Annotated in this window: 18 protein-coding genes; 9 read left to right on the top strand and 9 right to left on the bottom strand. The window is 68.3% G+C overall.

Annotated features, from left to right (window positions below; all coding sequences use genetic code 11):
* Positions 1 to 23 precede the first annotated feature (23 nt).
* The 4 genes from ilvA (at position 24) to K9D12_RS04935 (ending at position 5,350) form a co-directional block, all read left to right on the top strand.
* A complete protein-coding gene (gene ilvA, locus K9D12_RS04950; protein ID WP_129665988.1) occupies positions 24 to 1,310 on the top strand; it encodes a threonine ammonia-lyase IlvA in 1,287 nt (428 codons plus the stop codon).
* Between the two features lie 62 nt (positions 1,311 to 1,372).
* Positions 1,373 to 2,308 carry an alpha/beta hydrolase gene (locus K9D12_RS04945; protein ID WP_223059626.1) on the top strand — a complete coding sequence of 312 codons (936 nt, stop codon included), beginning with the start codon at positions 1,373 to 1,375 and terminating at the stop codon, positions 2,306 to 2,308.
* A gap of 97 nt (positions 2,309 to 2,405) precedes the next feature.
* Positions 2,406 to 4,580, top strand: coding sequence for a malate synthase G (locus tag K9D12_RS04940; protein WP_223059625.1), 2,175 nt, complete (start codon positions 2,406 to 2,408; stop codon positions 4,578 to 4,580).
* A 380-nt stretch (positions 4,581 to 4,960) separates the two neighbouring features.
* Positions 4,961 to 5,350 (top strand): hypothetical protein, encoded by a 390-nt coding sequence (locus K9D12_RS04935; protein ID WP_129665982.1) that lies wholly within the window; start codon positions 4,961 to 4,963, stop codon positions 5,348 to 5,350.
* Positions 5,351 to 5,429: 79 nt separating this feature from the next.
* Here the strand turns inward: K9D12_RS04935 and K9D12_RS04930 are convergent, their stop codons facing one another.
* The gene (locus tag K9D12_RS04930) at positions 5,430 to 6,491 is read right to left on the bottom strand and encodes a hypothetical protein (protein WP_225910935.1); all 1,062 of its coding nucleotides are present in this window, start codon (positions 6,489 to 6,491) and stop codon (positions 5,430 to 5,432) included.
* A 216-nt stretch (positions 6,492 to 6,707) separates the two neighbouring features.
* Here K9D12_RS04930 and K9D12_RS04925 point away from each other — a divergent pair, with 216 nt between their 5' ends.
* Positions 6,708 to 7,655 carry a MoxR family ATPase gene (locus tag K9D12_RS04925; RefSeq protein ID WP_223059623.1) on the top strand — a complete coding sequence of 316 codons (948 nt, stop codon included), beginning with the start codon at positions 6,708 to 6,710 and terminating at the stop codon, positions 7,653 to 7,655.
* A complete protein-coding gene (locus tag K9D12_RS04920) occupies positions 7,648 to 9,336 on the top strand; it encodes a VWA domain-containing protein (RefSeq protein ID WP_223059622.1) in 1,689 nt (562 codons plus the stop codon). The genes K9D12_RS04925 and K9D12_RS04920 overlap by 8 nt, the downstream gene beginning before the upstream one ends.
* A gap of 93 nt (positions 9,337 to 9,429) precedes the next feature.
* On the opposite strand, the gene K9D12_RS04915 is transcribed toward K9D12_RS04920, so the two are convergent.
* Both K9D12_RS04915 and arsB read right to left on the bottom strand, forming a co-directional pair.
* Complete coding sequence (locus tag K9D12_RS04915) at positions 9,430 to 9,849, bottom strand: low molecular weight phosphatase family protein (RefSeq protein WP_223059621.1); 420 nt, start codon at positions 9,847 to 9,849, stop codon at positions 9,430 to 9,432.
* Positions 9,846 to 10,949 (bottom strand): ACR3 family arsenite efflux transporter, encoded by a 1,104-nt coding sequence (gene arsB, locus K9D12_RS04910; RefSeq protein WP_274541974.1) that lies wholly within the window; start codon positions 10,947 to 10,949, stop codon positions 9,846 to 9,848. Before arsB ends, K9D12_RS04915 begins: the two co-directional genes overlap by 4 nt.
* A 52-nt stretch (positions 10,950 to 11,001) precedes the next feature.
* Between arsB and K9D12_RS04905 the strand changes: the two genes are divergently transcribed.
* Positions 11,002 to 11,331 (top strand): helix-turn-helix transcriptional regulator, encoded by a 330-nt coding sequence (locus K9D12_RS04905; protein WP_223059620.1) that lies wholly within the window; start codon positions 11,002 to 11,004, stop codon positions 11,329 to 11,331.
* A 122-nt stretch (positions 11,332 to 11,453) separates the two neighbouring features.
* Here the strand turns inward: K9D12_RS04905 and K9D12_RS04900 are convergent, their stop codons facing one another.
* From K9D12_RS04900 to K9D12_RS04885, 4 genes are read right to left on the bottom strand one after another with little or no spacing between them, the layout of a single operon-like run.
* Positions 11,454 to 12,452 (bottom strand): glycine betaine ABC transporter substrate-binding protein, encoded by a 999-nt coding sequence (locus K9D12_RS04900; protein ID WP_223059619.1) that lies wholly within the window; start codon positions 12,450 to 12,452, stop codon positions 11,454 to 11,456.
* A 4-nt stretch (positions 12,453 to 12,456) separates the two neighbouring features.
* Positions 12,457 to 13,197, bottom strand: coding sequence for an ABC transporter permease (locus tag K9D12_RS04895; protein WP_223059618.1), 741 nt, complete (start codon positions 13,195 to 13,197; stop codon positions 12,457 to 12,459).
* Entirely contained in the window at positions 13,194 to 14,537 is a 1,344-nt protein-coding gene (locus K9D12_RS04890) for an ATP-binding cassette domain-containing protein (RefSeq protein WP_370633457.1), read from the bottom strand. The genes K9D12_RS04895 and K9D12_RS04890 overlap by 4 nt, the downstream gene beginning before the upstream one ends.
* Entirely contained in the window at positions 14,530 to 15,171 is a 642-nt protein-coding gene (locus tag K9D12_RS04885) for an ABC transporter permease (RefSeq protein WP_047310972.1), read from the bottom strand. Before K9D12_RS04885 ends, K9D12_RS04890 begins: the two co-directional genes overlap by 8 nt.
* Positions 15,172 to 15,458: 287 nt before the next feature.
* Here K9D12_RS04885 and K9D12_RS04880 point away from each other — a divergent pair, with 287 nt between their 5' ends.
* Complete coding sequence (locus K9D12_RS04880; protein WP_182434807.1) at positions 15,459 to 15,998, top strand: N-acetyltransferase; 540 nt, start codon at positions 15,459 to 15,461, stop codon at positions 15,996 to 15,998.
* 154 nt (positions 15,999 to 16,152) lie between these two features.
* On the opposite strand, the gene K9D12_RS04875 is transcribed toward K9D12_RS04880, so the two are convergent.
* Positions 16,153 to 17,004, bottom strand: a complete 852-nt coding sequence (locus K9D12_RS04875; RefSeq protein ID WP_223059617.1) for a PIG-L family deacetylase — start codon at positions 17,002 to 17,004, stop codon at positions 16,153 to 16,155.
* A 99-nt stretch (positions 17,005 to 17,103) separates the two neighbouring features.
* Here K9D12_RS04875 and K9D12_RS04870 point away from each other — a divergent pair, with 99 nt between their 5' ends.
* The gene (locus K9D12_RS04870) at positions 17,104 to 17,496 is read left to right on the top strand and encodes a VOC family protein (RefSeq protein ID WP_225910934.1); all 393 of its coding nucleotides are present in this window, start codon (positions 17,104 to 17,106) and stop codon (positions 17,494 to 17,496) included.
* A gap of 24 nt (positions 17,497 to 17,520) precedes the next feature.
* On the opposite strand, the gene K9D12_RS04865 is transcribed toward K9D12_RS04870, so the two are convergent.
* Positions 17,521 to 18,768 carry a glycosyltransferase family 87 protein gene (locus tag K9D12_RS04865; RefSeq protein ID WP_223059616.1) on the bottom strand — a complete coding sequence of 416 codons (1,248 nt, stop codon included), beginning with the start codon at positions 18,766 to 18,768 and terminating at the stop codon, positions 17,521 to 17,523.
* Positions 18,769 to 19,022: the final 254 nt, after the last annotated feature.

Raw genomic sequence — 19,022 nt, 5'->3', positions numbered from 1 at the left:
GCTCTCGCGCGGCGCATGAGAGTCTGGACGCCGTGACCAGCACGACCACCCCCACCCCCGGCGTCGACGCAGCAGCAGTCGACGCCGCCGCAGCGCGCCTCGAGGGCCTGCTCGCTCCGACGCCCGTCACCGAGAGCGGCCGCCTGAGCGCGAAGTACGGCGCCACCGTCGTCCTCAAGCGTGAGGATCAGCAGCCGGTGCGCTCCTACAAGATTCGCGGGGCGAGCAACCTCATTGCGCAGCTCGACGAGGACGCCCGCGCGGCCGGTGTCGTGTGCGCCTCCGCCGGCAACCACGCCCAGGGCGTCGCCTATGCGTGTGCGCGCCTCGGGGTGAAGGCGACGATCTTCCTGCCGCGCACGACGCCGCGTCAGAAGCGTGAGCGCGTGCGCGTGCTCGGCGGCCCGTGGGTGACGACGGTCGTCGAGGGCGACACCTATGACGTGGCGGCCGCAGCCGCCGGTGAGTTCGCCACCACGACCGGGGCAACGCTCGTACCCGCGTTCGACGACGTGCGCACGATCGCCGGACAGGGCACGGTGGCGCGCGAGGCATTCGCCCAGTGCGAGATCCAGCACGGGCGGGTGCCCGACGTCGTCGTCGTGCCCGTCGGAGGTGGCGGGTTGCTCGCCGGCACCACGGCGTGGGTGCGTGAACGCCACCCGAACACGCGCATCGTCGGTGTCGAGCCGGTGGGCGCCCCCTCCCTGCAGGCCGCGCTCGCGGCGGGTCGCCCCGTCTCGGTGCCGGTCACCGATCCCTTTGTCGACGGCGCCACCGTCGGCCTGCTCGGCGCGCACACCTACCCGGTCATCGCGGCGGGCGAGGTGCCCTGTTTCAGTGTTGCCGAGGGGCGCATCTGCACCGAGATGCTCGACCTGTACCAGAGCGACGGCATCATCGCCGAGCCTGCAGGGGCATTGGCCTCGTCAGCGCTCGACGACGTCGAGATCGCCGACGGCGAACTCGTTCTCGCCATCCTGTCCGGGGGCAACAACGACGTCTCGCGCTACGCGGAGGTCGTCGAGCGCTCGCTTGTCTACGAGGGGCGCAAGCACTACTTCCTCGTCGAGTTCCCGCAGGAGCCTGGCCAGTTGCGCCGCTTCCTCAACGAGATCCTCGGCCCGGAGGACGACATCACGCTGTTCGAGTACACGAAGCGCTCCAACCGTGAGACCGGGCCGGCGCTCGTCGGCCTCGAACTCGGCGAGCCCGCCGGTCTCGAGCCGCTGCTCGAGCGCATGGCGGAGTCGGCGATGCGCACCGAGCGCGTCGACCCGGACTCGCCGCTTTTCCGCATGGTTTTGTGACTGTTCAGGGCTCCGACCGGGCAGGATAGCGGTAGTTCAGCCAGCCGCCTCGAGGAGAACCCGTGCAGCCCCAGCCCTTCGACCTCACTGCCCCTGACGGCACGACGCTGCGCGGCCGCCGCTGGGTGGCCGACGAAGCGTCGACGCGCGCGGTCGTCGTCATCGCGCACGGCATGGCCGAGCACGGCGAGAGGTACGCCCGCTTCGCGGACTCCCTCACCGGTGCCGGGTTCGCCGTCTATGCGGCCGACCACCGCGGCCACGGACGCACAGCTGAAGGCGGAACCCTCGGGTACTTCGCCGAGTCCGACGGCTGGAACCGCGTCACGGACGACATCGACACCGTCGTCACGCATGCGAGCGCCGAGCACCCGAACGCGCCGATCGTCCTGTTCGGCCACAGCATGGGCTCGCTGCTCGCGCGCACGTACGCGGTGCGTCACGGTGAACGCCTCACGGCCCTCGTCCTGTCGGGCACGCCCGCCGACGCGGGAACGCTGGGGCTCGTGGGGTCGAAGGTGGCCGCCGCCGAGGCGCGCCTGCGCGGCGCGAAGCACCCGAGCAAGCTTCTCGACAAACTCTCGTTCGGTGCGTTCAACAAGGCGTTCAAGCCGGCGCGCACGGACTTCGACTGGCTGAGCCGGGACGACGCCGAGGTCGACGCCTACGTCGCCGACGACAAGTGCGGGTTCATCGCCACCGCAGGGTTCTACGTCGACATGCTCGGCGGCCTGCGCCTCGTCAACACCCCGTCCTTCGTCGCGGCCACACCAGCGAAGCTGCCCATCCTCGTCGTGTCCGGCGACGCCGATCCGGCGGGCGGGGACGGTCGCGGTGTCGAGGCGGCCGCGGCCATGTTGCGCGACGGCGGCGTGGAGGACGTGACGCTCATGCTCTACCCCGGCGCGCGCCACGAACTGCTCAACGAGACCAACCGCGACGACGTGACGGCCCACGTTCTCGCGTGGATCGAGGGGCGCCTTCCGCACGACGCGTGACGCGTGTCACTTCGGCGCCCTCTAACCTGCCACAACGGGTCTACTGACGCGTAGCGTTGGAGATAAGGAGCCCTCTGCATGCGACGAAAGGAAGCACATGACTGACACCACGCCGCGCACCGAGGTGCACGGACTCCAGGTCGCCACCGTCCTGTACGACTTCATCAACGACTTGGTCCTGCCGGGCACGGACGTCGACCAGGAGACGTACTGGAAGGGTTTCGCCGAGGTCATCACCGACCTCGGACCCAAGAACAAGGCTCTCCTCGCCGAGCGTGACGAGCTCCAGGCGAAGATCGACGCCTACCACCGCGACAACCCGGGCAAGCCCGACTTCGACGCGTACAAGGCCTTCCTCACCGAGATCGGCTACCTCGTCGACGCACCCGCCGACTTCTCCATCACGACGGAGAACGTCGACCGCGAGATCACCGACACCGCCGGTCCGCAGCTCGTCGTGCCGATCCTCAACGCCCGCTTCGCGCTCAACGCGTCGAACGCCCGCTGGGGTTCGCTCTACGACGCGCTCTACGGCACCGACGCGATCGACGAGGCCGACGGCAAGGAGAAGGGCACCTCGTACAACACGGTGCGCGGCGACGCCGTCATCGCGTTCGCGAAGAACTTCCTCGACACTGCCGTCCCGCTCGCCGAGGGTTCCTACACCGACGTCACCGGCTTCGGCGTCGACGGCGGCGAGCTCTTCGTCCACCTCGACGGTGAGCGCACGACGTCGCTGAAGAACGCCGACGAGTTCGCCGGCTACGTCGGGCTGCCTGCGCAGCCGGAGGCAATCCTGCTGAAGCACAACGGTCTTCACCTGGAGATCCAGATCGACGCCGAGTCCCCGATCGGCGCGACCGACCCGGCCGGCATCAAGGACGTCCTCGTCGAGTCGGCTGTCACGACGATCATGGACCTCGAGGATTCCGTCGCCGCCGTCGATGCCGAGGACAAGGTGCTCGGTTATACGAACTGGCTCGGCCTCAACAAGGGTGACCTCGCCGAGGAGATCACGAAGAACGGCAAGACGTTCAAGCGCGAGCTCAATCCCGACCGCGAATACGTCTCCCCCGGCGGCGACACGTTCACCCTGCCGGGCCGCTCGTTGCTGTTCGTCCGCAACGTCGGCCACCTCATGACGAGCGACGCCGTCCTCGATGCCGACGGCAACGAGGTCGGCGAGGGGATCCTCGACGCGCTCGTCACGTCGCTGGCGGCGCTGCACGGCTTCGTCGGCAAGGAGGGCGTGAGCAACACGCGCACCGGCTCGATCTACATCGTGAAGCCGAAGATGCACGGGCCCAAGGAGGTCGCGTTCACGAACGAGCTGTTCGGCCGCGTCGAGAAGGTGCTCGCCCTGCCGGAGAACACGATCAAGGTCGGCATCATGGACGAGGAGCGCCGCACGACGGTCAACCTCTCCGCCTGCATCCACGCCGCGAAGGAGCGCGTCGTGTTCATCAACACGGGCTTCCTCGACCGCACCGGCGATGAGATCCACACGTCGATGCTCGCGGGCCCGATGATCCGCAAGGGCGAGATGAAGGGTTCCACGTGGATCAAGGCGTACGAGGACAACAACGTCGACGTCGGCCTCGCTGACGGTCTCGCGCACAAGGCGCAGATCGGCAAGGGCATGTGGGCGATGCCCGACCTGATGAAGGACATGCTCGAGCAGAAGATCGGCCAGCCGAAGGCCGGCGCGACGACGGCCTGGGTGCCGTCACCGACCGCCGCGACGCTGCACGCGCTGCACTACCACCAGGTCGACGTGTTCGCCGTGCAGGAGGAGCTCGCGAAGCGCAAGGCCGCGTCGGTCGACGACATCCTGCAGATCCCGCTCGCGGAGAACACGGACTGGTCGGACGCCGACAAGCGCGAGGAACTCGACAACAACTGCCAGTCGATCCTCGGCTACGTCGTACGCTGGATCGACCAGGGCGTGGGCTGCTCGAAGGTGCCCGACATCCATGACGTCGCGCTCATGGAGGACCGGGCGACGCTGCGCATCTCCAGCCAGCTGCTCGCGAACTGGCTGCAGCACGGCATCGTCACCGAAGACGAGATCGTCGAGTCGCTGAAGCGCATGGCGCCGATCGTCGACAAGCAGAACGAGGGCGATAAGGCTTACGAGCCGATGGCGCCGGACTTCGACGGCATCGCGTTCAACGCCGCGAAGGAACTCATCCTCGAGGGCGCGAAGCAGCCGAACGGCTACACCGAGCCGATTCTGCACCGTCGTCGGCGAGACAAGAAAGCCGCGCGCTGAGGATCAAGCGAGCGGAGTCGAGGGTGTGGATGCCGAGCTTGCGAGGCGTTCACACCTCGGCGTAGGGAGCGTTGACGAAGCGCGCCGTGGGCTCAGTGACGATCAAGCCCGACCGAGGTAGGTTCGCGCCGGAGCGTGCGAAGGCCCGGCCCTGCCGAATCGGGCGCTGAGGAACTGAGCCAATGAGTAGTCCGCGCGCTGAGGATCAAGCGAACGGAGTCGAGGGTCGCCTGACCCTCACGATGGCGCGTAACTCTCGGGTAGGCACGCAACTGCACGCCTACGTGTGAGTTACGCGCCATCGTGCGCGCTGGGGTCGGCGCGGGGCGCCCGAGGGCTGTGCGCGACCTGGGTTCCGTTGGAACGCCTAGCATTCGGACATGAAGCGCATCGACGTCCATGCTGACGGGCCCGCGAGTGTCGACGCGGCGTGGCAGGCCTACGTGCACGTCGATCGGTGGCGTGACTGGTCGCCGCACATGCCGCCGGTCGAGGCGGATGCCGTGGTGATCAGTCCCGGCGCGGAAGGACGGTGGCGTCTCGGGCCGGTGACGGTGGGGCGGTTCGTCATCACCGACGTCGATGCGGCGGCGAGGACGTGGAACTGGCGCGTCAGCGTCCTGGGGCTGACGACGACGGGCGAGCACCGCGTCGAGGTTCGTCGGAGCGGGTGCCGCTGCCACATGGCGATGGATCTGCCGCCTCTCGTGGGGCACGCCTATCGACCCGTCGCATGGTGGGCTCTTCATCGCCTTGCTCGCAGCTCGTGAGGCACCGGTCCACACCCCTGGTGGCTTCTCTTTGCGCCCAGATGCACCCGGGTGCATCTGGGCGCAAAGAGAGAGGACGTCAGACGGCGACGTTCTCCTCGAGTTCCTCCTCGGTCTCGGGGTCGAGCTCGTCGCGCTCGTCCTGATGCGCGTGCTCGGCGTGACGTCCGACGGGGCGGGACGCAGCTTCCTCGAGCTCACGGGCTCGCACAACACGTCGCTGTTCGACCGCGCATCCGGCTGCGAGACAGAGCAACCCGACGACCAGCCAGCCGAACAAGATGGTGAGCGGGCCGGCGATCGAGGCGTCCGGGAAGTAGATGATGCGACGCAGCGCCTCGACGAAGCCGGAGCCGATCCAGAAGTCGTGCAGCCAACCGAAGACGCTCGGCTGCATGACGGGCGCGAACACGCCGCCGGACGAGGTGAAGTTGAGCGCGACGAAGATCGCCGAGTACAGCAGCGTCGCGAACCGTCCGACGATCGGGTGCAGGCCGACACCGACCGTCAGCACGCCGGCCGTGTAGAGCAGTGACAGCGCCCACGTTGCGAGCGCGTGCCCACCGAACATGTCGTAACCCCACGCCGCGATCGCGAGTTCGATCGTCGAAATGACGACGGCGGCGCCGGCGGCGAGGGCGATGCGCTGGGCGAACGGGCGGCTCGCAGCCGCCGCGCCGATGGCGATCGACGTGGCGTACGCGGCGACCGTCAGGGCGACGAGGAAGAAGAAACCGTTCTGGCCGGCGGGGTCGTCCTCGGTGAGGGGCGCGACGTCCTTGACGGTCAGCGCATCGTGCTGCTTCTCCGCGACGGGGCGGAACATCTTCTCGACGACGGACTTCGTCGTGTCGGACGCGCCACCGGCGGTGAGCAGTTCGGCCTTGCCGTCACCGGGGACGTAGGCCGCGGAGATCTTCAGGTGCTTCAGCTGATCCGTCGCCTGCTCGGGCGTCGCGATCGTGCGGACGTCCGCCTCGTCGCCGAACGCGTCCTGCACCTTGGCCGCCAGCGGGCCCGCCTGTTGAGCCTGACCGACGACGGCGACGGGCACGTGGTGGGGCGACGGCTTGTGGAAACCACCGAGGTAGGCGGCGCACATGATGAGACCCATGAGGATCGGAACGATGACGTGCGACAAGACCGTCCTCATCGGGGCCTGCGCGGTTGGCGGATGCGCGGTGGACATCTCTTCCCTTCGTTTAGTTAGGTTATCTATGTTTAAAGGTACACCTGACTGCGAAGTGTGCGCGAGCTGTGGGGCCAGCGTCACATCGGATCGTTCCGAGGGCCTACCCGGTCAACCCGTTCTGCGTTTTCGCCGATCGCGGCCTGAGCCATCCGCGACAATGGCACGGTGACTGCGCACTTCGAATCCGTCGACGACGTCCGCGACCGCCTCGCCGAGGCCGGCTACCTCGCGAGCGACGCCATCGCGACGACGGTCTTCCTCGCCGACGCACTCGGTAAGCCGCTGCTCGTCGAGGGCCCCGCCGGCGTCGGCAAGACCGAGCTCGCCAAGGCCGTCACGAGCGCGCTCACCGCGACCACCGGCGAAGACGCCGACCTCGTGCGCCTGCAGTGCTACGAGGGCATCGACGAGGCCCGCGCCCTCTACGAGTGGAACCACGCGAAGCAGCTCCTGCGCATCACCGCCAACACTGCGCTGGCACAGACGAACGCGACAGGGACCACCGCGCAGGCGACCGACGACGAGGTCGCTCACGACTGGCAGGCCCTCGCCACCGACATCTTCACGGACGAGTTCCTCCTCACCCGGCCGCTGCTGCGCGCCATCCGCAACGAGCAGCCCACCGTCCTGCTCGTCGACGAGCTCGACAAGGCCGACGTCGAGGTCGAAGGCCTCCTCCTCGAGGTGCTGAGCGACTTCCAGGTCACCGTGCCCGAACTCGGCACCCTTGCCGCGACGCAGCGCCCGTTCGTCGTCCTCACCTCCAACGCCGCGCGCGACCTGTCGGAGGCTCTGCGCCGACGCTGCCTCTTCCTCCACATCGACTACCCCAGCGCCGAACTCGAACAGCGCATCGTCGCCCTCAAGGTGCCGGGCCTCGACGCGGCGCTCGCCGAGTCCGTGGTCCGGCTCGTGCAGCGCCTGCGCGAGATGCCGCTGCGCAAGGCGCCCAGCATCGCGGAAACCGTCGACTGGGCGCGCACCCTCGTCGCACTCGGGGCTGACAGCTCCGACGACCTCGACCCCACCGTGCTGCGCGCCAACCTCGGCGTCCTGCTCAAGCACCAGGACGACATCGAGCGCGCCTCCACGCTGCTCAAGCTCGATGCCTGACGAGCACCACTTCCCGGGGGCGTTCCACAACCGCCCCTCGGCCGGGCAGCCCGAACGTCACGAACCGCTCGACGACGCTGCGCCGCGTGGCGAGGACACGCAGACACCCGCGGTGATCGGCCCCCTCGGACGCCGCCTCGTTGCCCTCGCCGACGCGATGCGCCGCCACGGTGTCGTCGTCGGAACGAGTGACGTCGTGGATGCCGGGCACGTCGCGGGCGCCCTCGGTCTCGAGAACCGCGAGCGCCTGCGTGAGGGGCTCGCAGCGGCTCTGGTGCGCCGGGGCGAGCAGCGCGGCGTCTTCGACGATCTGTTCGACATCTTCTTCCCCGCTGCGCTCGGACGACGCACTGCGGCGGGCGATCTCGGCGCCGACGACCTGCTCGCCCAGCTACCGGAGTTCGACGCGGAGAACGCCGATGCCGCCGAGCTGCGCGAACGCGCCAAGGCCCTCACCGAACTGCTTGCGAGGGCTCTTGCCGAGAACGACGAGCGGGCCCTCGAGACGCTCGCGGGCGTCGTCGTCGACGAGTTCGGGCGCCTGCGTCGCGCGGGTGACGAGGGGTTCTCTGCGAACCAGGCCATCGACCAGTTCCAACCGAACCTCGCGGTTGCGCGGGCCACTGAGCTTCTGCGCGAGCACGACGAGTACCTGCGCCGCCTGCGAGCCGAGCAGGAGGCGGACGCCCTCGAGGGCAGCGTCGGCTCCCCCGGTCTCGCCGACGAGGGCGTCGGCACCTCCGAGGGCGGCGGTGGCGCCGGCAGTGGCGGTCAGGCCGCAGCCCCACTCGAGGGGTGGCAGCCCGACCCGTTCGTCCAGCGCTTCGACCGCGACGAGATCCGTACGCGCGTCGCGGGGTTCCGGCGTCGCATCGAGACCGAGTCCCGCCGTCGCAACGCCGAGATCCGCGGCAGGGCGAGCCAGGCGACCTACGCCGTCACCACGCCGATCGAGCGGCGCGACTTCAGTCAGACCTACGCGATCGACGCCGCCCAGATGCGTCGCGTCGTCGAGCCCCTCGCGCGCAAGCTCGCGGCCCGCATGGCGGCGAAACGACGCCGCGCCAGTCACGGGCGCATCGACATCCGCAAGACGCTTCGTGCGTCGATGTCCACCGGCGGAGTTCCTATCGCGCCCGTCTACGACCACCGCACGCCGAACCGCTCCGAGCTCGTCATCCTCGCCGACATGAGCAGCAGCGTCTCCGGTTTCAGCCGCTTCACGATCCTGCTCATGCAGGCGATGCAGGCGCAGTTCGCGCGCGTGCGCGTCTTCGGGTTCGTCAACACCGTGGACGAACTCACCGAGACCGTCCGCTCCGTGGGCGCGGACGGCGACCTCATCGAGGCGCTTCGCGGCAACACTCGGATGCAGCGCGGGCACCGCAACTCCGATTACGGCATGACGTTCGTCGACTTCGTCGCCCACCACCTCGACGCCGTCACGCCGCGTGCCACCCTGCTCGTCCTCGGCGACGCTCGCACCAACTCGACGAACCCGCGCTACGACGCGCTGCGCGCCATCGTGGACGAGGCACGTCACGCGTTCTGGCTCAACCCGGAGGCCGAATCGCAGTGGGGCACGGGTGACTCTGTCGCGACGAAGTACGCCGAGATCATCGACATGCACGAATGCCGCACAATCACCGACCTGCGCGACTTCGTCACGAAGGCCCTCTGACGCCCTGAGGGTCGGCTATCCGGTGCAGTTGTATGGATCTGGCTGCGATATTTCGCCGCCAGATCCACAGTAGTTCCCCAGGTGGCTGGGTGGTCAGTCCGTCAGGTCGGCGACGAGGGCGCGCACACGCGCGTCGATGTCGTCGCGCACGAGACGCATCCGCTCCACGCCCTCGATGCCGCGCAGCGACGGTTCGTCGGTGGTCCAGCGCTCGATGTCGGTTCGCATTCCCTCCACGGGTTCGACCTGCGCTTCGCCACCGATGACGACGACGCGGTCCGCGCGGCGCAGCAGATCGACGTCGATCGCCTTGGGGTGTTCGCCCTCGAACGTGGCGCCCACCTCCTCGACGGCCGCTCGCGACTCCTCGTTGAGCTTCGATCCCGGGTGCGTGCCGGCCGAGTGCACCTCGACGGAGTCGCCGGCGTGCAGGCGCGTCAGGGCAGCCGCCATTTGCGACTTTCCGGCGTTCTTGACGCAGACGAACAGGGCACTCGGGCGGGGCTCGCTCATGCTCGGGTCTCCTTCGGCACCTGGGGGAAGCGCCCGCGCAGCGCGAGCGAGACGTAGACGAGGCCGACGAGCACGGGCACCTCGATAAGGGGCCCGACGACGCCCGCGAGCGCCTGGCCGGACGTTGCCCCGAAGGTCGCGATGGCGACGGCGATGGCGAGCTCGAAGTTGTTGCCGGCCGCAGTGAAGGCGAGCGTCGTCGTCCGCTCGTAGCTCATGCCGAGCGCCTTGCCGAGAACGTAGCCGCCGCCCCACATGAGGGCGAAGTAGACGAGCAGAGGCAGGGCGATGCGGGCGACGTCGAGCGGGTTGCGCGTGATGGCGTCGCCTTGGAGCGCGAAGAGCAGGACGATGGTGAACAGCAGCCCGTAGAGGGCCCACGGCCCGACGCGAGGCAGGAACGACCCCTCGTACGCGTCGCGGCCCCAACGCTTCTCGCCGACACGGCGTGAAAGGAAACCGGCCAGCAGCGGCACGCCGAGGAAGACGAGCACGGACGCGGCGATGTGCCACGGCGACACGTCGAGGTTCGTCTGCTCGAGGCCGAGCCACCCGGGCAGCACCGACAGGTAGAACCACCCGAGGCCGGCGAAGGCGATGACCTGGAAGACCGAGTTGAGCGCGACGAGCACGGCCGCGGCCTCGCGGTCACCGCAGGCGAGGTCGTTCCAGATGATGACCATCGCGATGCACCGGGCGAGCCCGACGATGATGAGGCCCGTGCGGTAGGCGGGCAGGTCGGCCAGGAAGATCCACGCGAGCGCGAACATCACGGCGGGCCCGACGAGCCAGTTCAGGACGAGCGACGCACCGAGCATCCGCTTGTCGGCCGTCACGGTGTCGAGGCGGTCGTAGCGAACCTTCGCGAGCACCGGGTACATCATGACGAGCAGGCCGATGGCGATCGGCAGCGAGACACCCTCGACCTCGACGGCGGAGAGCGCGTCGTCGAGACCCGGCACGAGCCGTCCGAGAAGGAGACCGACGGCCATCGCAGCGACGATCCAGACCGGCAGGAAGCGATCGAGCGTCGAAAGGCGCGCGGCAACAGGGGCTTGCGTGGGCTCGGCGGAGCCAGTGGCATCGGTCTTCATCGTCATGAACTCTGGCCAACGTATTGATGTTTGTCAATATGTCGGTAGGGTGAGCCACATGTCCACCCCCGCAGAGTTCACCTGCGCTCCCGCCGCCGACGCGGCGCTGCTGCCGCTCGACGACGCGAATCGCCGGGCCGAGCTCCTAAAGGCGATCGCCGATCCGGTGCGGCTGCGTCTGCTCACCTACCTCGCAGCCACCCCCGGCGGCACGGTGTGCGCCTGCCACCTGCCGAGCCAACTGGGCATCACCCAGCCGACCCTGAGCCATCACCTCAAGAAGCTGACGGACACCGGGCTCCTCATGCGCGAACAGCGCGGACGGTGGGCGCACTACACCGTCGTCCGGTCGCGGCTCGACGAAGCTCGGTCAGCGCTCGAGCTCTGACCCAGCCGGTGCAGATGTGTCGATGTGGCCGCGCTATGTCGCCACCAGATCGACAGAAGTTCCCCGGATACGCGAACGCCCGGCCTCTCGCGCTTCGAGGGGCCGGGCGTCACGTCAGGCGGCTACTTGATGAAGCCTTCCTTCTTGAGCCAGTCGAACGCCACGTCGGACGGGTTCTCACCGTCGACGTCGACCTTGGCGTTGAGCTCGATCATCGTCTCGTTCGTCAGCTTCTTCGACACAGGGCCGAACAGGTCCGACAACTGCGGGTTCTTCTCCAACGTCTCGGTGGAGAACACCGGGGCGACGTTGTAGAGCGGGAAGAACTTCTTGTCGTCGGCGAGCACCTGCAGCTTCAGCACCTTGATGCGGCCATCGGTCGTGAAGACCTCACCGAAGTTGCACAGCCCGTTGTTCGTAGCCGCGTAGATCGCACCCGACTCGAGCTTCTTGATCTGGTTACGCGGAATCTCGCTGCCGAGCGGAATGCCGTAGGCCTTGAGCATCGGCTCGAGGCCGTCGTCACGGTTGGCGAACTCGGTGTCGACGCACAGCGTGCGCTGCGCCTTCGGCACCTTCTTGAGGTCGGACAACGACTTCACGTTGAACTTCTTCGCCGTGGCTTCCTTCGCCGCGAACCCGTAGGTGTTGTTCATCGGCGCGTACTGCAGCCACGTCAGACCGTTCTTCGCGTCCTCTGCCTTGACGGCGTCGAACTGCTTGCGCGGGTCCGGAATCGGCTTCGTGTGCCCCATGTACGTGATCCACGCCGTGCCCGTGTACTCCCACGAGAACGTCGTCTGGCCCTGGATCTGCGCCTCACGAGCCGCCGCAGAACCGGGGATCGTCGTGAAGTCCTTCACGTTTCCCCCGGCCGACTGCAGCAGGATGACGGCGATCTTTCCGAGGATCTGCTGCTCCGTGAACTGCTTGGAACCGACGGCGATCTCGGCGCCGTCGAGCTTCTTCACGGTGGCGAGCTTCGGCCCCAGTTCACCCGAGGGCGAGATGCCGGCCGAGGTACCGAGGCCACAGGAGCTGAGCAGCAGCGAACCCGCTGCCGCCGCTCCGGCGACGCCGGCGAGCCTGGCCCGCGGAGTACGAATCAACTTGTGCGTCATGCGATCACAGCCCCTTCGGGGTGACGATGGCCTCGAGCACACGCCCGGCCCACTCGAAGACGAGCGCGAGCAGGGCGATGAGGATCGCGCCACTGACGAGGATCGGGTAGCGGAACAGGTTGATGCCCGCCTGGATGAGCGCGCCCAGACCGCCGGCGTTGATGAACGTCGCGAACGACGCCGTACCGACGAGGAGGACGAGCGCGGTGCGCACACCGGCCATGATGACCGGCGCCGCGAGCGGCAGCTCGACCGTCGCGAGCGTCTTCATCTGGCTCATGCCCATGCCGCGGGCCGCCTCGACGAGCGTCGGGTCGACCTGCTGCAGACCGACGATCGTGTTGCGCAGCACCGGCAGGAACGCGTAGATCGCGAGAGCGAGAACGGCCACCCAGAAGGTGAAGCCGATCCACAGCGCGAGCAGCACGATGAGGCCGATGACCGGCGTCGCCTGGCCCGCGTTGGCGAACGCGACGACGGGCCCGGAGAAGCGGCGCAGCTTGGGACGGGTCAGGGCGACACCGATGGGCAGGGCCGTGGCGAGCACGAAGAAGGTGGCGACGAACGTCACCTTGATGTGCTCCCACCCGAGCTTGCGCAGCGTGGACCAGTCGAGCTGACGCGCCTCGATGGGGTCGAGATCGGCGGTCTGACGCCAGATGACCCAGGCGCCGAAGATGACGAGGATGAGGACGGGCAGCCCGAAGATCAGACCGAGTTGCTCGCGTCCGATACGGCCCTTCACTGTTCCTCACCCTCCTCGGCCTGCTCGCGGAAGTCGGTGTGGCTCGAGGTGTTCGCCACAGCCACCGAATCGGGCGTGGCCTCGGCGTCGGCACCGTGACGGCGCGACTCGGCCGCCTCGTGGGTGTCCTGGATGTGCGTCATGATCTGCTGGAACGACGCGACACCGCGGTACTCGCCGCGCCCACCGGTGACGACGACGGCGCCGTGGCTCGAGCTGAGCATGGCGTCGAGGGCGTCGTTGAGCGTGGCGCGGTGGTCGACCGTCTGCAGTGCCTCGCGGCGACGGTTCTCGACGCGCTCGCCGCGCAGCTTGGCGGCGGTGACGAAGTCGACCGGACGACCACGCTCGTCGAGCACGACGACGTTGCGCACACCGGACGCGGTGGCGTTGCGCTGCACGTCGACGATGGAGTCACCCACGCGAACCGTCGGCGCGTCGGCGATCTCGACATCGTCGAGGCGCGAGAGGGCGAGGGACTTGAGGGCCGAACCGGCACCCACGAAGTCCTCGACGAACTCGTTGGCCGGGGCCGCGAGGATGTTCTCGGGGGTGTCGTACTGCTCGATCTTGCCGCCCTCGGAAAGGATGAGGATGCGGTCGCCGAGCTTGAGAGCCTCGTCGATGTCATGCGTGACGCAGATGATCGTCTTGCGCAGCTGGCGCTGGATGCTGAGCATCTCGTCCTGCAGGCGCGTACGCGTGATCGGGTCGACGGCGCCGAAGGGCTCGTCCATGAGGATGACGGGCGGGTCGGCGGCGAGGCCGCGGGCCACACCGACACGCTGCTGCTGACCGCCGGAGAGCTCACGCGGGAAGCGGTCGCGGTAGCGCTCCGGGTCGAGGCCGACCATGTCGAGCAGCTCGTCGACGCGCTCGGTCGTCTTGGCCTTGTCCCAGCCGAGCAGACCGGGGACGACGGCGATGTTGTCGGCCACCGTCATGTGCGGGAAGAGTGAACCACCCTGGATGACGTAACCGATGCGCCGGCGCAGGTCGTCGGCCTTCGACTCGGAGATCGGCTTGCCGTCGATCGTGATGGTGCCGCTCGTCGGGTCGATGAGACGGTTGATCATCTTGAGCGATGTCGTCTTGCCGCAGCCCGACGGGCCGACGAACATGACGGTCTCACCGGCAGGGATGCGCAGCGACATGCCGCCGACGGCAGCCTTCGCCTGGCCGGGGTACTTCTTGACGACGTTGTCGAAGACGATCTCGGCGCCCGTGACTTCGCTGCGCTGAGAGCTCGTGGCGTCGACGTCGGTGTTGACGTCCGTGTTGACGTCGTCAGCGCGCTCGACCGGCGTGGCGCCCTGGGCTTCGGTGGTGTTGTCAGGCACGGATCCCCCTGGGAATCGTCAGTCGGCCGACGCCGACAAGAATGAGGTCGAGAAGGAGCGCGAGGACGACGACACCGATGGTGCCGACGAGCGCGTAGTTGAGCGCGTTGGCGCCGCCCACCTGGGCGAGGCCGGTGAAGATGTAGCCACCGAGGCCGGGGCCGAGGGCGTAGGCGGCGATGGCGCCGACGCCGAACGACATCTGGGTGGACGTGCGCACGCCGGCGAGGATGACCGGCCACGCCATGGGCAGGCGCACCTTGAGCAGCGTCGCTGCCTTGCTCATGCCCATGCCCTGCGCGCTTTCGAGCAGGTTCTTGTCGACCGACTCGAGGCCGACGACCGCGTTGCGCAGGATCGGCAGAACGGCGTAGAAGCAGACTGCGAGCACCGACGGCAGGGCACCGATGCCCACGAGCGGCAGCAGCACGCCGAGGAGCGCGAACGACGGGATGGTCAGACCGACCGCCGAGAAGATGTTGGCCAAGCCCTTGAGCCTGTTGTTCCGAATGACGATGACCGCAAGGACGAGCGCGATGATCGTGGCGAGCAAGACGGCCTGGACGACGAGCGAGGTGTGCTGGTAGCTGCGATAGGCGATGTCCTGCCATCGCTCAGCGATGAATTCCCACACGAGGCGTCATCCCCCTTTCCACAATGTGCCCGCCGACGCCCCGTGCGGCACACGGGAGTAGGCGGGCTTCGTTTGGCTCATCCTAGGTGCGCAGGCGCGTCAGACCGCGGTTTTCCGGGCCTCACGGGCCCTGCGGGAGCGTTATCGCCGACGAACGAGTCGGCCGTTCTCCTTGCCATGACAGAGGGAATTCACAGTTGATAACGAATGGCTCACGAATCCCTGAATATTGCGACAGTGCGGGCAAATCGGTCGATTGTGCCCCTCGGGATCGGGAGGATGACGTCATGAGTGTGCACCCCGCGTCGCAGCTTCCGTGGCAGACCTACCGTGACGTGCGTCTGCGTGCGTTGGGGACCAATCCGGAGGCGTTCGGCTCGTCGTTCGAGCGCGAGGTGGCCTTCCCCGACGAGCGGTGGGTCGAGCGCGCGTCGAACCCCGGGACGCTGCTGTGGGTGGCTGACGACGAGCCGGATGCCTCGAGCGGCGTCGCGCCGCGTGCTGACGGTTTGGCGGGCCTCTTTCCCGCCTCCGGTTATCTCGACGACGTGGAGAGCGCTCGGACGCTGACGGACGACCCGGAGCGTCTCGCCTTCGTCGTCCAGGTGTGGGTGGAGCCGGGTCGGCGCGGCACCGGCGTCGTCGACGACCTTGTCGAAGCACTCGTCTTGCGGGCACGCGAGTTGGGTTACCGGGTGCTGGCGCTGCACGTGTTCCGCGCGAACGAGCGGGCCGCGGCGGCGTACGTGCGGCACGGGTTCACGCAGGTGAACCCGCCGTCGCCGGCGTGCCCGGCCGACGAGGACGAGTACGTCCTGACGCTCTGAGCTCGCACCGGCGCGACTACCTGTTCAGGACACAACGTGCCCCGGTGGCACGTCGGCATCTCAAACCGGGACCATCAGGACACAACGCGGCCTGACGGCACTCGCGCACCCACCGGCATGGCCGGAGCGAGCGGGCCGGCCCAGCGTCAGCGGCTCAGAAGAACCAGCCGTCGGACAGGGGCTGGCCCTCGGGACGCGCGCCGTGGCCGCGGCCGTCCGTCGCGGGAAGGCCGCCGGCCTGCATGGCGGCGACGTCGATGTAGTGCTCGGTGCCGAAGCCGGCGTTGAACGCCTCGGCGGGCATCGCGAGGATGCCTGCGGCGTCGGGCTGCGACGCGTGCGCGCCGAGCGCGGCGCGCTTCGTGTCGAGGTAGGCGCTGACGTCGACGCGGAAGCTGATGTCGCGCTCGGCCATGCCGAGGGGGTTGCCGTCGTCGCCGCCGGCGTCGGGGTCGAAGCTCTCGCCCTCGGGGATGAGCCCGGACTCGCGGGCCTGACGCATCTGCTCGCGCAGGGCGTCACGGTTCATCGTCGACTCGAACACGCGCGGCGAACTCTTCGCCAGCGAGACCGCGCGGTGGAGCACGTTGTGCACCTTGACGTGGTCGGGGTGGCCGTAGCCGCCGTGCCAGTCGTAGCCGACGACGACGTCGGCGTTCTCCTCGTCGAGAATGTCGGCGAGCGCCTGCCCAGCGATGACGGGGTCGGCGCCGTGGAAGGATCCGTCGACGTCGTTCTGCTCCCAGCCCGTCATGCCCGAGTCGGCGTAGCCGAGCCACGCGACGCGCGCCGTGCCGAGCACCCGAGCGGATTCGGCCGCTTCCTTGCGGCGTCGCTCGACGACCGTCTCACCCTCGGCCATGTCTTCGGCGGGCGAACCGTGGTCACCGTTCGTGGCGTAGACGAGCACGACGCGGTGGCCCTCCTCGACGGCGCGCGCCATGGCGCCGGAGGTCTGGCTGGCTTCGTCGTCGGGGTGGGCGTGGAAGAAGACGATGGTCGACACGGGCGACAGTTTCCCACGACCGCCGTGGACCTCGACAACGATGAACAGCGTTCGGACGCGTACCACCGGTGGCCATCCCGAAGGGCGCATCATGAACCCATGACGACGAACATCACACCCTGCATCTGGCTCGACGGCACCGCTCAGGCGGCAGCCGACCTGTACCTGTCGCTCTTTCCCAACGCGAAGCGCACGAGCACCGTGCACTATCCCACCGACGCCGCGGCGCTCGGCCCGAACGCGCACATGGCCGGGCAGGTGCTCATGGAGGAGGTCGAGCTCGACGGCAACCCCTTCACCCTCCTCAACGGCGGGCCGCAGTTCCCGCAGACGGAGGCCGTCTGCTTCCAGATCATGTGCGCCGACCAGGCCGAGGTCGACCACTACTGGAACGGCTTCACCGCGAACGGCGGCGCCGAGAGCCAGTGCGGCTGGTGCAAGGACCCGTTCGGCGTGAGCTGGCAGGTCATCCCCGCCGCTTCTACGAGCTGATGAGCGACCCGGACCCGCAGGTCGTCACGCGGGTGTCGCAGGCGATGTACTCGATGCAGAAGCTGGACGTCGAGCAACTCGAGCGCGCTGCACGAGGAGCATGACGGCCCGCACCGTCAACCACACGAGCAGCATGTTGCGCACGAGGATGACGACGCGCGTCGTCAGCGCGAACAGCGTGTGATCGGAGAAGATCCCATCGAACAGGAACGGAAACTCCAGCTGCGTCAGCACGAGCGTCACCGCGCCGAGCAGGCGCAGGCGGGCGTCGTCGACGAGCACGAGCGCCGGAATGAGCCAGATGAGGTACTGCGGGCTCAGCACCGGACTCGACAGGATGAGCACCGAGATGACGCACGTCATCGTCAGCGCGAGGGTGGTGACGCGCTCGTCACGCCCGGCCCGCCAGCCGAGGGCGAGCAGCGACAGCGCGAGGACGTAGCCGACGTACTGCGTCGGCTTCACCATCCACATAAGGGAGTTCGCGAGTTCGCCCGTGTACTCCCACGAGCCCTGACGCTTCTCCAGCGAGACGGGCGTGGAACCGAAGATCCGCGCGAAACCGAGCCAGGCACCCCACAGCGACTCCACCTCGAAGCCGCGCTGACCCTGCCAGGACAACGGTGACGTGACGCGCTGCGGCCCGGCCAACAGCGCCGTCGTCCCGACCCAGGCGATGCCACCCGCCATCGCGGCGACCATGTGCGTGACGCGGCGGCGCGTGGGGCCGAGCAGGCCGAGGCCGAAGACGGCCGGCCACAGCTTGACGGCCGAGCCCATCGCGACCGCGAGCCCGGAGAGCACCGAGCGGCTGCGCGAATGAGCCGCGCCGTCGTTGAAGACGAGCAGCAGGACGAGCGCGAACGCGGCGTACAGGTCGAAGCGCATGTAGAGCAACGGTCCGAGGAGCCCGACGAACAACGTCCACCGCAGCGCGGCCTCGCGCCCGAAGTGACGGTCGAACAGCCGCGTCGCCACGGCGTCACACGCGATGGCGGTGACGACGAAGAGCGCGACGAAGCCCGCGTACGGCAGGGTGCGCGCGGCGGCCATGATCCACAGCGCCACAGGGAAGGGGTACTCGGCCATCGACGACATGACGTCGGAGCGACCCGCCTGCGCGTAGTAGTAGCGCAGGTCGCCACGCATGCCCGAGTAGAGGGCGCACAGCGCGAGCATGATGACGCGCGTGAGCGGCCAGAGCACGTTGAGGCGGCGGTAGAACGGAAGGGACGCACCGTCGCGGGACACCGGGACGGCGAGCTCGATCACGCGCTCACCTTAGCGGTTGCTCCCTCGGTGTCTCCGGCGGCAGGCCGGGGATTTCGCTCGTGTCGCGCTCGCTGCCGCGCGGGGTGCGGGAGCGGCGTCAGCGGGCAAAGACCCCAGAAACGTTGGATCCCCCGACTGCCTGGTGCTCTGGGGTCATCAGGTAGCCGGGGGCTAAGAGCAATTATTAGCGGAGACTTCACCTTCTGGAAAGACTTCCAGCAACATTTCTCGCCGGGTGTGACCGATGACGCATC

Origin of the sequence: Dermacoccus sp. Tok2021, from assembly GCF_019895135.1 — a bacterium.
In the GTDB taxonomy this organism is placed as follows: domain Bacteria; phylum Actinomycetota; class Actinomycetes; order Actinomycetales; family Dermatophilaceae; genus Dermacoccus; species Dermacoccus abyssi.
This window is presented reverse-complemented; position numbering and strand designations above follow the sequence as displayed.

Excerpts from the sequence above, each read along its gene's own strand:
- K9D12_RS04920 (WP_223059622.1), top strand. The coding sequence starts at position 7,648 with ATGCCTGACGAGCACCACTTCCCGGGGGCGTTCCACAACCGCCCCTCG.
- arsB (WP_274541974.1), bottom strand. The coding sequence starts at position 10,949 with ATGACGATGAAGACCGATGCCACTGGCTCCGCCGAGCCCACGCAAGCC.
- K9D12_RS04915 (WP_223059621.1), bottom strand. The coding sequence starts at position 9,849 with ATGAGCGAGCCCCGCCCGAGTGCCCTGTTCGTCTGCGTCAAGAACGCC.
- K9D12_RS04880 (WP_182434807.1), top strand. The coding sequence starts at position 15,459 with ATGAGTGTGCACCCCGCGTCGCAGCTTCCGTGGCAGACCTACCGTGAC.
- K9D12_RS04900 (WP_223059619.1), bottom strand. The coding sequence starts at position 12,452 with ATGACGCACAAGTTGATTCGTACTCCGCGGGCCAGGCTCGCCGGCGTC.
- K9D12_RS04935 (WP_129665982.1), top strand. The coding sequence starts at position 4,961 with ATGAAGCGCATCGACGTCCATGCTGACGGGCCCGCGAGTGTCGACGCG.
- K9D12_RS04905 (WP_223059620.1), top strand. The coding sequence starts at position 11,002 with ATGTCCACCCCCGCAGAGTTCACCTGCGCTCCCGCCGCCGACGCGGCG.
- K9D12_RS04870 (WP_225910934.1), top strand. The coding sequence starts at position 17,104 with ATGACGACGAACATCACACCCTGCATCTGGCTCGACGGCACCGCTCAG.
- K9D12_RS04940 (WP_223059625.1), top strand. The coding sequence starts at position 2,406 with ATGACTGACACCACGCCGCGCACCGAGGTGCACGGACTCCAGGTCGCC.